This window comes from Streptomyces sp. TSRI0281 (genome assembly GCF_001905125.1).
Lineage (GTDB): Bacteria > Actinomycetota > Actinomycetes > Streptomycetales > Streptomycetaceae > Streptomyces.
Map to the genome: position 1 here is coordinate 17,820 of NZ_LWLE01000016.1, position 13,582 is coordinate 31,401.

12 protein-coding genes and 1 pseudogene are annotated in these 13,582 nt (G+C 70.9%); 6 read left to right on the forward strand and 7 right to left on the reverse strand.

What is annotated here, in order from left to right; genetic code table 11:
• Positions 1 to 161: 161 nt before the first annotated feature.
• Both A6A29_RS22545 and A6A29_RS47580 read right to left on the reverse strand, forming a co-directional pair.
• Entirely contained in the window at positions 162 to 506 is a 345-nt protein-coding gene (locus A6A29_RS22545) for an NUDIX hydrolase (RefSeq protein ID WP_241838609.1), read from the reverse strand.
• Between the two features lie 36 nt (positions 507 to 542).
• The gene (locus tag A6A29_RS47580) at positions 543 to 665 is read right to left on the reverse strand and encodes a hypothetical protein (protein WP_274535820.1); all 123 of its coding nucleotides are present in this window, start codon (positions 663 to 665) and stop codon (positions 543 to 545) included.
• Positions 666 to 1,232: 567 nt separating this feature from the next.
• On the opposite strand from A6A29_RS47580, the gene A6A29_RS22550 reads away from it, so the two are divergent.
• The 4 genes from A6A29_RS22550 to A6A29_RS22565 all read left to right on the forward strand — a co-directional run bounded on the left by A6A29_RS22550 (position 1,233) and on the right by A6A29_RS22565 (position 5,711).
• Positions 1,233 to 2,729 carry an MFS transporter gene (locus tag A6A29_RS22550; RefSeq protein ID WP_198953139.1) on the forward strand — a complete coding sequence of 499 codons (1,497 nt, stop codon included), beginning with the start codon at positions 1,233 to 1,235 and terminating at the stop codon, positions 2,727 to 2,729.
• Between the two features lie 81 nt (positions 2,730 to 2,810).
• Positions 2,811 to 4,010 (forward strand): FAD-dependent monooxygenase, encoded by a 1,200-nt coding sequence (locus A6A29_RS22555; protein ID WP_073722349.1) that lies wholly within the window; start codon positions 2,811 to 2,813, stop codon positions 4,008 to 4,010.
• Between the two features lie 57 nt (positions 4,011 to 4,067).
• A complete protein-coding gene (locus tag A6A29_RS22560) occupies positions 4,068 to 4,538 on the forward strand; it encodes a MarR family winged helix-turn-helix transcriptional regulator (RefSeq protein WP_073722351.1) in 471 nt (156 codons plus the stop codon).
• 288 nt (positions 4,539 to 4,826) lie between these two features.
• Positions 4,827 to 5,711 (forward strand): poly-gamma-glutamate hydrolase family protein, encoded by an 885-nt coding sequence (locus A6A29_RS22565; protein ID WP_073722353.1) that lies wholly within the window; start codon positions 4,827 to 4,829, stop codon positions 5,709 to 5,711.
• A gap of 632 nt (positions 5,712 to 6,343) precedes the next feature.
• Here the strand turns inward: A6A29_RS22565 and A6A29_RS22570 are convergent.
• Genes A6A29_RS22570 through A6A29_RS22585 form a run of 4 tightly spaced genes read right to left on the reverse strand, consistent with a single transcriptional unit; the run spans position 6,344 to position 9,976 of the window.
• The gene (locus A6A29_RS22570; protein ID WP_073722355.1) at positions 6,344 to 7,579 is read right to left on the reverse strand and encodes an ABC transporter permease; all 1,236 of its coding nucleotides are present in this window, start codon (positions 7,577 to 7,579) and stop codon (positions 6,344 to 6,346) included.
• Positions 7,576 to 8,400: an ABC transporter ATP-binding protein gene (locus tag A6A29_RS22575; protein ID WP_241838610.1), complete on the reverse strand. Its 825-nt coding sequence runs from the start codon at positions 8,398 to 8,400 to the stop codon at positions 7,576 to 7,578. Before A6A29_RS22575 ends, A6A29_RS22570 begins: the two co-directional genes overlap by 4 nt.
• Entirely contained in the window at positions 8,397 to 9,437 is a 1,041-nt protein-coding gene (locus A6A29_RS22580; RefSeq protein WP_241838611.1) for a peptidoglycan-binding protein, read from the reverse strand. The genes A6A29_RS22575 and A6A29_RS22580 overlap by 4 nt, the downstream gene beginning before the upstream one ends.
• Before the next feature lie 14 nt (positions 9,438 to 9,451).
• Positions 9,452 to 9,976 carry a hypothetical protein gene (locus A6A29_RS22585; RefSeq protein ID WP_073722359.1) on the reverse strand — a complete coding sequence of 175 codons (525 nt, stop codon included), beginning with the start codon at positions 9,974 to 9,976 and terminating at the stop codon, positions 9,452 to 9,454.
• 127 nt (positions 9,977 to 10,103) lie between these two features.
• Between A6A29_RS22585 and A6A29_RS22590 the strand changes: the two genes are divergently transcribed.
• Entirely contained in the window at positions 10,104 to 10,868 is a 765-nt protein-coding gene (locus tag A6A29_RS22590; protein ID WP_073722361.1) for a response regulator transcription factor, read from the forward strand.
• A complete protein-coding gene (locus A6A29_RS22595) occupies positions 10,865 to 12,049 on the forward strand; it encodes a sensor histidine kinase (RefSeq protein ID WP_073722363.1) in 1,185 nt (394 codons plus the stop codon). Before A6A29_RS22590 ends, A6A29_RS22595 begins: the two co-directional genes overlap by 4 nt.
• A 264-nt stretch (positions 12,050 to 12,313) precedes the next feature.
• On the opposite strand, the pseudogene A6A29_RS22600 reads toward A6A29_RS22595, so the two are convergent.
• Positions 12,314 to 13,310 (reverse strand): annotated as a pseudogene (locus tag A6A29_RS22600) (NADPH:quinone reductase).
• Between the last annotated feature and the right edge of the window lie 272 nt (positions 13,311 to 13,582).

Genomic DNA, 13,582 nt, shown 5'->3' on the forward strand with positions numbered 1-13,582 from the left:
TGGGACACACGTTGTGCTGCCCTCTGTGAGGGGGCCCAGTAGCCGAACAGGTCCCCGGGTTCCTGGATTCGACTTTCCCGGGGCCTCCTCGTGGCCGTCGAAGAGGTGCCGTGCATGCGGCGTCAACCGGCCCGGGTGGAAAGGGTGGCCACTGTCTGGCGTCACCAGCGGGCGACGAGGGTCTCTTCCTTACCCCGGTTGCGATACAGCCAGGTGGTCCCCGGCGCGATGGCCCCGGTCAGATAGCCGACGATGGGGTCCCGCTGCGTTGCGCTGTCCAGCTCACCGAGCAGCTTCAGTGCGTCGTGCAGGGGGAAGAAGGCAGCCTGTTTGATGTCGCCGTCCTTGGGTGCGATGTCCCCCGAGCACTTGTCGATCTCGAAGGCGACGGCCAACGCCGAAGGGTGTTGCTCGGAGTCGATGTGCATGAGGAATGCGGTGCGTACCGGGTCGCCCACCAGTAGTCCGGTCTCCTCCTGCAGTTCGCGCCGAAGAGCTTCGTTCATGAGCTCGCCGTCCTCGACGCCACCGCCGGGGAGGGATCAGAGAATCTCGCCGTTGATGCCGAGGCTCTCTTGCACGAGCAGGATCTCGTTGCCTTGACGGACGATGCCAATGACCAACTGCACCCGGGGCTTTGGGGCCGTCGAATTCTCTGCTGCCATGCCGCAGACCGTATGTGATGGCCGGTTCGCCGGTAGCCCGGGCCGCCGAGGCGACGGTTGCGGCCACGTTGATCATCGTGAGCTGTGTGAACTTACGAGGAGACGGTGGCCGCAGGTCACAGAATCGATCCCGGCCGTTGGCGCGAGGCGTTTGAGGTGGCCATGGGCCGCATCGCGGGCATCGGGGGCCTGTTCGCCCGGCGTTGAACCCCGGTTCCGATCCACTCACTCGACTGGTGAGTCGTCGCGAGGCGCACACCGGGTGCCCGACACACCGATGAGACAGACCAGGGCTCGGATGGGGTCGAAGCGGTCGGTCCGATAGCCGTCGGCGCCCCGCCCGGGTGAGGGACCGGGCGCCGAAGATCCGGGCCGGGTCGTGGCGGCTTTGGGCGAGCGCGGGTCTGCCCTGTCTGCCCTGGGCCGGGCGTGCGGGGCGGTCAGTGGGCTTCGCCACGCTCCGTGTCCGCTGTGGGGCCGCACTTTCGGGGTGCGGTTGCCCATCCCCGGTGCATTAGTTACTCTCGATATTGCTAAGAATATTGGTAATCAATGAACCGAGGTAAAATGGGTGCCGACCCGACCGCCGAGCCGTACCGGTGGCGATGGCTGATCCTGGTGGTGATGATCGTTGCGGAGGTCATGGATCTCCTGGACGCGTCGATCGTCAACGTCGCAGGTCCCGCGCTGGAGGAGTCCCTCGGCGCCAGTTCCGTCGGTCTGCAGTGGGTGATCGGCGGCTATGCCCTCACACTGGGGGCCGGCCTGGTCCTCGGCGGCCGGCTCGGTGACCGCTATGGGCGGCGCCGGATGTTCCTGATCGGTCTGGCGGCCTTCACGCTGAGCTCGCTGCTGTGCGCGCTGTCGCCGAACATCGAGTCGCTGGTCGCCTTCCGGCTGCTCCAGGGCACTGCGGGGGCGATGCTGCTTCCGCAGGGCCTGGGTCTGCTGCGCGAGAACTTCTCCGGGGCCGAGCTCACCAAGGTCTTCGCGATCTTCGGTCCTGTGCTCGGCCTGGGCGGCATCATCGGCCCGGTTCTGGGCGGTTTCCTCATCGAGGGCGACTTCTTGGGCCTCGGGTGGCGATCGGTGTTCCTGGTCAACTTGCCCATCGGGCTTGCGGCCCTGGCCCTCGCGGCGAAGTTCGTCCCGAAGAAGCAGGGCGATCGCACCGTGCGCGTCGACATGGTCGGCGCGGGCCTGGTCGTAGTGTCCTGCGCGCTGATGGTGCTGCCGCTGAACCAGGGGCAGGAGGACGGCTGGCCACTGTGGACCTGGCTGTGCATGGCCGCCTCAATCGTCGGATTCAGCCTGTTCGCGCTGCAGCAGCGCCGCACCGCCGCGGCAGGCCGTGAGCCCCTGGTGACTCCGGGCCTGCTGCGCAAGCCCGCCTTCACCGTCGGGCTCGGCGGTATCGCCCTGTTCTTCGGCGGGCTGATCGGCACGCAGCTCGTGCTCACGCTGTTCCTGCAGATCGGCCGGCACTTCAGCGCCGGGGACGCGGGCCTGGGCAACCTGCCGCTCGCGGTGGGTACAGCGATCGGCGGCGCGGTCAGCGGTGCGTTCCTCGCCGACAAGATCGGCCGCAAGGTCCTCCAGGTCGGGCCGCTGGTCCAGCTCGCCGGTGCGGCGCTGCTCTGGTTCGAGCTCGACCGTCTGAGCGCCGGTTCGTTCTCGATCTGGGACATCGCCCCGGGTGTGGCGGTGGCCGGTATAGGAGCGGGCATGGTGATCGCCGCCCTGTTCAGCTTCATCCTCGCCGCGGTCGATGACGACGAGATCGGCTCCGCCTCCGGCGTGCTGTCCGCGGTGCAGGCCATCGGCGGCTCCATCGGTGTGGCGATCTTCGGCTCGGTGTTCTTCGCGCAGGCCAAGACCGGTGACTTCACCGCCGGCTTCCACCATGCGCTGATCGTCCAGGCGTGTCTGCTGGCGGCGTTCTTGGCCATCACCTTCCTGCTGCCGAAGAAGGGCCGGCCCGAAGAGGAACAGCACGGCATCACGCCCGCTGCTTCCGACAGCGGTTCTGCCGGCTCCGGTGCGAAGAGGGACGTCACTGTGTGATCCCCGGTCCGGTGCCGCCCGAACGGCGGCCCCGGACCGGCGCGCGTGGAGCGCACGTGAGGAAGGAAGCGAGGGAGCGTTGTGGCCCATCGGAATGTTCTGGTCGCGGGAGCGGGCATCGCCGGCCCGGCCCTGGCCTACTGGCTGCACCGCCGCGGCCTCGCGGCCACGGTGGTCGAGCGTGCTCCCGCCGTGCGGGAGGGCGGGCAGACTGTGGACCTGCGGGGCGCCGGGCGCACGGTGGCCCGCAGGATGGGGCTGGAGCGGACGCTGCAGGCCCACGCCACCCGCGAGGAAGGCATCCGGTTCGTCGACCGGGCGGACCGCGTGAAGGCCGTCTTCTCCTCCGGAGCCTTCGGCGGACAGGGCCCGGTCGCCGAGCTGGAGATCCTCCGCGCCGACCTGTCCCGCCTCTTGTACGAGGAGACGCGGCCCTACACCGAGTACCTGTTCGCCGATGAGATCACCGAGTTGTCACAGAGCGACGAGAGGGTGCGGGTCACATTCCGCGGCGGTGCCGAGCGGGACTTCGATCTCGTCGTCGCCGCCGACGGTGCCCGCTCCCGCACCCGTGACCTCGTTTTCGGCGACGCGGCGGACACCCGGCCCGTGGGCCTGACGGCCGCCTACTTCACCCTCCCCGGTGAGCCCCGCGACGGGCGCTGGGCACGCTGGTACAACGCTCCCGAGGGACGCGTGGTGACCCTGCGCCCCGACAACCGCGGCACCACCCGCGCCTCGCTGTCCTTCCTCTCCCCGCCCCACGGGGGCGAGCAACACGAGAAGCTGGTGCCGGAAGCGCAGAAGGAGCTCCTGCACCGCATCTTCCGCGAGGCCGGCCGGGAAACGGCCCGCGTCCTGGCGGCCATGGACACCGCGCCGGACTTCTACCTCGACCACGTCAGCCAGGTCCGCATGCCCCGCTGGTCCCATGGCCGCGTCGCCGTGCTCGGGGACGCCGGGTACTGCCCCTCGCCCCTGAGCGGCATGGGCTCCAGCCTCGCCTTCACCGGCGCGTACGTCCTGGCCGGTGAACTCGCCCACCATGCCCATCATGAGCAGGCGTTCACTCGCTACGAGGAGGTCCTGCGCCCCTACGCCGAGCGGGCCCAGGACCTCCCGCCCGGCGTGCCGCGCATCGCCGTACCACGTACCCGGGCGGGTATCCACACCCTCCACCTGGTTCTGCGGGCGGCTGCCCGGCCCCGCGTGGCCGGGCAGCTGAACCGGTTCCTCGTCCCGCCCGCCGACACCTTCGCCCTGCCCTCCTACAGTCTGTAGACGTCACGCATCATTGGTTGCCAACGCCTTCAGCGATCGAGGAGCAGCTTTCACGCCATGACTGCCAACCAGCCCACCGACCCCCAGCCCGCGGCCCCGGTGGAGGGTTCCATCCGCAACCAGTTGCGGAACCTGACCCGCCGCCAGCAGCGGTTCGAGCGGTACCTGGGCCGGCAGATGCACGTCGATCCGGCCGGGCTCGCGGTGATGGACCACCTCGTCAGCGCCGGTCCGGCGACGCCGAGCGAACTGGCACGCGAACTCACTACGTCAACGGCGGCGATGACGCTGGTCATCGACCGCCTCGCGGACGGCGGACATGTGAGCCGGCAGCCGCACCCCAGTGACCGGCGCAAGGTGCTCGTGACACCGGCGGAGCACTGGGAGGAGGCTGCGTTCGAACACGTCGAGCCCCTTGTCGTGGGCATCGGCGAGATCGCCGAGTCCATGACGGCCCAGGAGCAGGCCACGGTGGCGGCGTTTCTTGAGCGGGCGGTGGCTGCCTACGACCGGGCAACCAAGGCGTAGGCCGCCAGCTCCGATCGCGGCCTCCAGCCCCACGGTGAGCCCGGCGGTGGTGTCGCTGGCATCTGGGAGCGAGCCGAGCGCGGCGTCGACGGCCTCCTGGACGAGCCCGGCGGCGCTGCGCTCCGGGTGCGGGCCGGGATCAGCCGGTGACGGATGCGAGCCAGGCGAGTGATCAGGCCGTTCCCTTCCTCGAATCCCTTGTGGCCTTGTCGAGTTCGGTCTCTTCGGCGGTGATCCGGCGTCGCTTCACAAGGCGGGCAGCGGCGTTCAGGGTGAGATGATCATCTGATGAAACCGACTAGTCGCCGTACCATCCTGACCTCTGCGGCAGCCGTGGCCGGCCTGCCCCTGTTGAACGATCTGGCAGGTCGGGGACATACCGCTGCCGCGGCCACGGCGGGGTACACCTCGAACACCGAGCTGTACAACAGCAAGATTCACAAGGAAGGGACGCACTGGGCGCGTCGCTTCCGCCGGACGCCCCCGCACGAGCTCATCGACAACGCGAGCGCCGGCAGCGAACCCATCCGCAGTACGGCGATCATCGCGCCGCACGGTGGTGGCATCGAGGAGGGCACCAGCGAACTGTGTCTCGCCATAGCCGGGTACACACTCGCCGGGTCGGGGGCCACCCTCCCGGCCCCGGTGCCGGATGAGCCGCAGCGGGACTACTGGATGTTCGAGGGGATCTCCGAGTCCTCGGCACTCCACGTCACCTCGACCCTCTGTGACGACCCGGCCGCCCTCCATATCTGCGGCAGCAACATGTACGCCGTCTCCCTGCACGGTTTCGCCGACAACACGACCAGGAAGGTTCTCATCGGTGGCAAGGACACGCGGCTGAAGCAGAACCTCCAGGCCACCTTCGCCAGGCACTACGGCGCAAGCGACACCGCCCGGGCGGTGGAGGTGGTCATCGCGGGCCCCAACGACCCGCTGGATGGCGACGACCCGAAGAACATCGTCAACCGCACCCGTACCGGAGCCGGAGCCCAGCTGGAGATCTCTCGCGCACTGCGCAGCGCGATGTTCGGCGACTTCACCGACGGCCCCAGCCGCAGGAGCACCGCGGGCGTCGGCACCGGCCATGAGGGCTACTTCTGGAACGGTTTCGTCAACGCCGTGCGTGATGCCGTCAACGACCACGAACGCGGCATCATCTCCGTGCCGTAGGGACACCGCGCGGATGTTGCAGAAGCACTGCGGAGTCGGGACGGTGATGATCTGCGGGTTTCTGTCGTTGGTCGTTCGGCATGGTGATGTCAGTGGGACCCTGCTCCTCGGCTCTCCATGAAGCGCCGAAGCCACCGCCCACACGCACCCCACGGGCTTGCCGGCATGAGGGGAGGGCTGAGGGGAAACGGCCAGGGGACGATTTTCGGCGTCGGGCCCGGTGACGGCATCCCCGGGCACAACGCCTCGTGAGCGGGGGCGGGCACCGGTCGTCATATGCGGCTCACCGCAGCGGGACGTCGGCGGTCACCAAGACGGTCTGGGCCAGGGCGGCAGGTGAAGGCGGCGGTCTTCAGCCGTTGGCCCTGGCGCAGTGGCCCCGGTGCAGGGTCGGTGACAGGCAGTTCTGCCCAGCCTGTTCGGTGCGTGTCCTCAGGCGCCCGCAACGGTGGCACTCCCTTGGCAGCTGCGGCCAGCGGCTGCCCGGCGTACCAGCGGGGTTCCTGGCGGCCCGGGGGCGAGGGGGCGGTCGACCGCCGCAGGTGACGAAGCGGCCGTACGCAACCGGGCCCGGCCAGGGGGGACGGCCCCGTCGTGGAGCCCGGCACGGCCCCCCCGGCCGCGGCCCGTCCTCACGCCGCGTGCAGCGCCAGCGTCGGTGAGAGACGGGACGCCCGCACCGCCGGGTAGAGGCCCGCGATCGTGCCGATCACCAGCGTCGCGCCGAAGCCGCCGCCGACCGCCCACGGCGGCACCACCCAGGGCAGCCCGCCGGAGTACGCGTACACCCCGGTCGCCGCCGCGCCGAGCCCCACGCCCGCCAGGCCGCCCAGGCCGGAGAGCATCAGCGACTCCGTGACGAACTGGATGCGGATCTGGCCCCGGGTCGCGCCGAGCGAGCGGCGCAGCCCGATCTCGTAGCGCCGCTCCAGCACCGAGATGATCATGGTGTTGGCGACCCCGACGCCGCCGACGAGCAGTGCGATGCCGCCCAGGCCCAGCAGCAGGCTGCTGAACGCCCCCTCGGTCGCCGCCTTCGCCCGGAGTGCCGACGACGGGTCGGTGACCTTCACGTTCTGCGGATTCTGCGGGTCGACCGTCGCCGCCATCACCTTGCGCACGTCCTGCACCGCCGCGTCGGCCGAGCGTTCGTACACCGAGGTCGGGTGGCCCTCGAAGCCCAACAGGCGCTTCGCACCCTCCCAGCCGACCAGTGCGGACCGTTCGATCTCCGGCGCGAGCGGCAGCGGGGCGAGGATGCCGACCACGGTGAAGTACCGGTCGCCCATCCACACCTGCCGGCCCGGAGCGGTGATACCGAGACGCTCCGCGGAGATATGGCCGAGCACGACAGAGGGGTAGCGTCCGGTCGCGTCGTTGAGCCAGCTGCCGCTGCGTACCTCGCCGCGCAGCACCCGCAACAGGTCGCCGGTGGTCGCCTTGACGGTGATCCCGCCCGTATCGCCCTCGTCGATCTTCTCGTTGCGGCGTGCGGTCGCATCGAGGTCGGCGGTCGCACCCACCTCGTGGACGCCCTTGATCCGGCCCACCATCCCGACCGCGTCCTCGGGCAGCTCGACGTCCTGCCCGGCGAACATCGAATCACCGGGGGAGGCGACGAGCAGGTTGGTGCCCAGCTTGTCGAGCTCACGGAGCAGTTGGGCCTGGCTGGAGGCGGAGATGCCCACCACCGAGATCATCGTTGCGATGCCGATGGCGATACCCAGGGCGGAGAGCACGACCCGCATCGGTCGGCTGCGCAGCCCCGCCGAGCCGACGTGCAGTACGTCCCGGGGGCGGAGCCGGGCCGCTTTCAGCCGCCCCCGGCCCCGGCCGCCGACGTCGCGGTCCGCGCGCCGCGCCCTCACTGGTCCGCTCCTGATGCGGCGGGGGAGCGGCCGTTCCCGTATCCATCGCGCCCAACCGTGGATGGATCGCGTACGCCCGTGGATGGATCGCCTACGCCTGTGGATGGATCGCCTACGCCTGTGGACGGATCGCCTATGCCCGTGGGCGGATTGCGTACGTCCGCGACCACCTGGCCGTCCCGGATACGTACCTCGCGCGGCAGGTCCCGGGCGATCTCGGTGTCGTGCGTGATGACCGCGATGGTGGCGCCCTCCCGGTTGAGATCGCGCAGCAGCTTCATCACCGCTTCCCCGGACGCCGAGTCGAGCGCTCCGGTCGGTTCGTCGGCCAGCAGCAGCGCGGGTTCCCCCACGACGGCCCGCGCGATGGCGACCCGCTGCTTCTGTCCGCCGGAGAGCTGGTGCGGCTTGTGGTCGAGGCGGTCGGCGAGCCCGACCCGCTCCAGCGCGTCGGCGGCCCTGCGGCGGCGTACGGCACGGGAGAGGCCCGAGTACAGCAGCCCCTCCGCGACGTTGTCGCGGGCACTGACCCCTGGCACCAGATGGAACGCCTGGAAGACGAAGCCGACGTGCTGGGCGCGCAGCGCGGAGAGCCTGCGGTCGGAGAGCGCCGCCACGTCGTGCCCGGCGATGTGGACGGACCCGGCTGTGGGGCGGTCCAGGGTGCCGATGATGTGCAGCAGCGTGGACTTGCCGGAGCCGGACGGGCCGACGATGCCGAGGAGTTCGCCCTCCTCGACGGTGAGGTCCACCCCGCGCAGGGCGGCGACCGGGCCCGGGTACTCCTTGGTGACGCCCCTGAGGCCGACGACCGTGCTCATATCTTCGGCACCCCGACCTTCATGCCCTCGCGCAGCCCGCCGCCGGACACCTCGACCCGGCCCTCGGCGAACATGCCGAGCTCGACCTTCACGTCGCGGACCGTGTCTCCCCGGACCACCTGGAGGCCGAAGCCCCCGCCGGGCAGCGCGAGCAGCGCGTTCACCGGGACGCTGAGGACGCCCTCGCGCAGCTCGCCGGTCAGGTGCACCGTGACCGGCGACTGGTCGAAGCCGCCGACCTCGTCCGGCTGGTCGAAGGAGACGGTGAGGGTGACCTTGGGGCTGTTGTCCTGCGGGTCGCCGCCGGGCTTCGCCGTCCGGCCGACCGAGGAGACCGCCCCGGACGCGCTGCTGCCGTCCGGCAGATCGACGGTGACCTTGGTGCCCGCCTTGGCGAGCTCGCTCTCGGCGACATCGAGCTCGAACGTCACGATGCGCTCGGAGCCGGTCGTGGTGAGGACCGGAGCACCGGGCTGGACCAGTTCGCCGACGGCCGCCTCGACGCTCCTGATCCGGACCTTCCCCGGGGCGAAGGCGATGTCCTGCGGCCCCACCGTTCCGGTCCGCTTGCTGTCGTGGGACTTCTGCCAGCGCTTGACGGCGGCGGCGGTCAGCTTGGTGTACTCGTCGTCCGGGGTGAAGCCGGTGTAGCCGAGCTCCGCGAGATTGCGCTCCAACTGCTCCACGTCCCGGCCCCGGTCGCCGGGCTTCAACGTCCGGTACATCGGCCCCGAGCCGTACATCAGCCGCACGGCCCGGCCGTCGACCTCGTACAGCCGCTCGTTCCGCTTGACGTTCGAGCCGGTGCGCGGGGTCCAGGTCATGGTGCCTGCCGCGCCCGCGTTGACCTTGCGCTGCCTGTCGTAGCCGAGCGTCCCGTCCGCCTGGGCACTGTCGCGCAGGTCGCCGCGCCCGACCGTGGCGGTGGCCGGGGGCAGTCCGGTGTTCCCGGGGCTGCCCGTCTCCTCGTCGGAGCCGAACTGGGTGAGAGCCAGTGACCCGGCCGCCACCACGAGCATCGCCGCAGCGGCTGCCATGGCCCGTCCGCGCCTCACCGCCCCACGCTTTCGCATGCCGTGTTGGCCTTCTCGAACTTCTTGAGGTCCTTCGGCTTCAGTGCGGGCGCCGCCTGCATCGCCCCGCCGTCGAACTTCGGGTCGGGCATGTCGAAGCCGTTTTTGCGCATGCACCGGGCGAAGGCGACCATCTTGTCCTTCTCGGCCTGGGTGAGCTCCTTGGGCCCGCCGCCGACGGCCTTGTCCTGACAGGCTTTGAACGCCTTCTCCATCTTCTTCTGGCTCATGCCGTCGCCGCCGACGGTCATGCCGACGCCCTTCTCGCCCGGCTTCGGCTCCGGGACGTCCAGGCCCTGCTCCCGCAGGCACTTGCGGTGCTCCAGGGCCTGGTCCTCCTCCGTCTTCCCGTTGCCCGAAGCCGGTCCACCGCTCTTGGTTCCGCTTCCGTCGCCCGAGCAGGCGGTGGCCGACAGGACGACGGCGGCGGCGATCAGGCAGGCGGCGGCGATGCCGCGACTTCGTGTGCGGCTGGTGGTCCGGGGGGAAATGGTCGGGTTCATGAGGGCTCCTCGTCCGTTGCTGACAGGCCGGATGCGAACGGCAGGAGCGTGCGCGAGGACGCGGTTTCGTTTCTCTCAGCCCCGATGCTTACACCGGCGAAACGTCACTTTCGGATACAAGGGACCCATGCGTGTGCTGGTGGTGGAGGACGAGGAATTCCTGGCCGGGATGATCGCCGAGGGGCTGCGCCGCGACGCAGTCGCGGTGGACATCGCTCCCGACGGCCGGGCGGCGCTGGACCGGCTTCGGTTCAGCGCGTACGACGTGATGATCCTGGACCGGGATCTGCCGGGGCTGCACGGCGACGAGGTGTGCCGGCGGGTCGTCGGCATGCGCCTGCTGACCCGGATCCTGATGCTCACCGCGTCCGCGACGGTACGGGACCGGGTGGCCGGCCTCGGGCTCGGCGCCGACGACTACCTGACCAAGCCGTTCGCGTACGACGAACTCCTCGCCCGGGTCCTGGCGCTCGGCCGCCGTGCCCGCCCCGCTCTCCCACCGGTCCTGGAACGGTCCGGGCTCACGCTGGACACCGCCCGCCGCCAGGTCTGCCGTGACGGCCGCTACCTCTCGCTCTCCCGCAAGGAGTTCGCCGTGCTGGAGACCCTGCTGCGGGCCGAGGGCGCGGTCGTCAGCGGCGACGACCTGATCGAGGAGGTGTGGGAGGAGGACACCAGCTACCGCACCAACGCGGTCCGGGTCACCCTGTCCAAGCTCCGCGCCAAACTGGGTGCGCCCCCGGTGATCGAGACGGTCCCGGGGGTCGGCTACCGCATCGGGGACGGCCTCGCGACAGCGCCGCGGGACCCCGGCTCCGCGACCGGACCGGTCCAGGGGTGGGCGGGCCAGCCTGACGACGGTTCCGCCGACCGGCCGGAGGAGTGCCGGTGAACAGCGAGCGCGCCCGGCTCACCGCGCTGTACGGCGGACTGCTGGTGCTGGCCGGTGCCCTGCTGATGGGTCTGGTCTACCTGCTGGTCAGCGAGGGCGTCTACGCCAATGTGCTGACCGCGGTGGTCCCGGCGGTCCCCGCCGGGACCACCGCCACCGCCGTCCAGTCGGGCGGGGCTGCCGCGCCCGCGCTGCCGTCGTCGGACTGGGCGCAGACCGTGGTCGTCCAACCCGGGCAGTACGCGGTGGCGCAGAAGGTCAGCACCGCCGCCGGGGACGCCGCGCTCAGCCAACTGCTGACGGTCTCCGGGGTCTCCCTCGCCGCCTACTCGGCGCTCTCCATCGCGCTCGCCTGGTGGATGGCGGGCCGGGTGCTGCGGCCGGTCGGCCTCATCACCTCCCGCGCCCGCCGGCTCTCCGGCAGCAACCTGCACGAACGCCTCGCACTGAAAGCGCCGCCCGGCGAGCTCAAGGAACTGGCCGACACCTTCGACGGGATGCTCGACCGGATCGAGGAGCTGGTCGCCGCCCGGCAGCGCTTCGCCGCCAACGCCGCCCACGAGCTGCGCACCCCGCTCGCCGTGCAGCGGGCCGCAGCCGAGATCGGCCTCGCCGACGACCCGCCGCCCGAGAAGGTCGCCTGGATCCGGGACAAGCTCATCGACACCGCCACCGACAGCGAGCAGCTCATCGAGGGACTGCTGCTCCTCGCGGTCTCCGACGAGGGCCTGCGACGGCGTGAACGGGTCGACCTGGCCGGGGTCGCGGCGGCGGTGGCCGAGGCGCTGGAGGCGGAGGCGAAGGAACGGTTCATCACCGTCGAGGCGGAGGGCCGGCCGCTGTCGGTCGAGGGCGACCCGGTTCTGCTGGACCACCTTGTGCGCAACCTGGTCGCCAACGCCCTGCGCTACAACCACCCCGGCGGGACGGTACGCGTCCGGGTGGGGCGGGGTGGCCTGGAGGTAGCCAACACCGGGCCGGTGGTGGACCCGGCGACCGTCCCGCTGCTGTTCGAGCCGTTCCGCCGGGCGCAGGCCCGCCGCCACGCTCCCGGTGAGGGGGCCGGTCTGGGGCTCTCCATCGTGGCGTCGATCGCGAGGGCGCACGGCGGTGAGGCGAGCGCCACGGCGAACCCGGGCGGCGGACTGACGGTCCGGGTCGTGCTGTCGACGTGTCCGTAGCGGCCGGCCTGACGGCCACCGTCCCACTGCCGTCGCCGTGGGGATGCTGCCGCCTCCTCGATGTCCACGCACATCAGTTCCCCGGGGGCCGCGATGCGGGCGGGAGGACCGGTCACGCGCCACCCACCTCGTCCTTGCTCCGGTAGCGGTTGGCCCCTTGCCGGGCGGTGGTGGGTGACACCCGGAAGGGTTCGGCGGCCCGGCGCAGGTGTCCACCCGGTCCCGTCGCTACCGTCGATCGGTGAAGGAGCCGCAGGGGGCGCGTCACTGGGGAATGGTGAGCAGTACACGGCCACGGCTTGCGGTGTCGACGTGGTCGTGGGCCTTGGCGATGTCCTCCAGCGGGTAGCGGTCGCCGACGTCGATGGCGAGGGCTCCGACGGCCGCCGCAGCGGTCAGGTCGCGGGCGGCCCGGCGTTTGGCCTGGAGGGGGAAGTCGTCGCTGCCGAGCAGTCGCAGGGTGACGTTGTTGAACAGCAGTGACCAGAAAGGGAGTTGGGTGCGGTCGGTGCGGTTGGTGCGGGTGGCGTAGGCGGCGATGACGGCGTTGTCGGCGGCGATGGCGCTGTCGAGGTCGGCGTTGTCGGACAGGGCCACCTCGATGATCCGATCGACATCCTCGGGGACGTACGCCCGGATTGCCGCTGCCGGGTCCTCCTGCTCCAGGGCGACCGCGTGGGAGACAGTCGCGGTGTCGACGCGGTCGAGGTCTGCACTGGGCCGGACGGTGGCGAGCACGGTGGCACCGGCCCATCGGGCGAGCTGGGCGGCAAGGGCCGACCCCGACGAGGACTCCGTGGACGAGCACGAGCTTCCCGTCGACCGGGCCGTCGGCGAAGACGGCACGGTGGGCAGTGATGCCGGGGATGCCGGGGATGCCGAGGCTCGCGCCGAGTTCATCACTGAGGTGGTCCGGCAGGGGTACGGCCGGCCGGTCGGGCACGACGGTGTACTGGGCCGCGGTGCCACAAGGCCGGTAGGACTGGGCGCCGTACACCCACACGCGCTGTCCGGCACGGCGTTTGTCGACGCCTTCGCCCACGGCGTCGACGCCTTCGGCTGCGTCGCTGTGCGGGATCACCCTCGGGTACGGCATTGACGAGCCGAGCCGGCCGAGCCGCTTCTTCGTATCTCCCGGGTTGATGCCCGAGAAGGTGACGCGGACGCGGACCTCGCCGGGGCCGGGACGGGGATCGGGCAGTTCGCCCACCTGCAGGACATCAGCGGCTGAGCCCTGTTCGTCGTACCAGGACGCAAGCATGGCGGGTACCTCCGTGGCGGTCGGCCGTAGGCGGCTCGTTGTGCGGGGTGCGGGGTGCGGGGCGCGGATGTGCGGTGAGGGCCCGGGCTGTTGCTTGTTGCGGGCTTCGCGCAGCCAGGTGCGTGTACGGCGTGGGGGCTGACGGTGCGGGCGGTGAGCAGCATGCCGCTTGGGCGGGGCGACGACGCCCTCTGCGCAGTGGCCGGCCGCGGTCATGGAAGCGGCTCTCGGGGCCTCGCGGGTACTCCGGTGGCCTGCGCGGCAACGTGTAC

Coding starts and splice junctions, on each gene's coding strand:
- A6A29_RS22545 (WP_241838609.1), bottom strand. CDS start 506: ATGAACGAAGCTCTTCGGCGCGAACTGCAGGAGGAGACCGGACTACTG.
- A6A29_RS47580 (WP_274535820.1), bottom strand. CDS start 665: ATGGCAGCAGAGAATTCGACGGCCCCAAAGCCCCGGGTGCAGTTGGTC.
- A6A29_RS22550 (WP_198953139.1), top strand. CDS start 1,233: ATGGGTGCCGACCCGACCGCCGAGCCGTACCGGTGGCGATGGCTGATC.
- A6A29_RS22560 (WP_073722351.1), top strand. CDS start 4,068: ATGACTGCCAACCAGCCCACCGACCCCCAGCCCGCGGCCCCGGTGGAG.
- A6A29_RS22565 (WP_073722353.1), top strand. CDS start 4,827: ATGAAACCGACTAGTCGCCGTACCATCCTGACCTCTGCGGCAGCCGTG.
- A6A29_RS22575 (WP_241838610.1), bottom strand. CDS start 8,400: ATGAGCACGGTCGTCGGCCTCAGGGGCGTCACCAAGGAGTACCCGGGC.
- A6A29_RS22580 (WP_241838611.1), bottom strand. CDS start 9,437: ATGGCAGCCGCTGCGGCGATGCTCGTGGTGGCGGCCGGGTCACTGGCT.
- A6A29_RS22585 (WP_073722359.1), bottom strand. CDS start 9,976: ATGAACCCGACCATTTCCCCCCGGACCACCAGCCGCACACGAAGTCGC.
- A6A29_RS22590 (WP_073722361.1), top strand. CDS start 10,104: ATGCGTGTGCTGGTGGTGGAGGACGAGGAATTCCTGGCCGGGATGATC.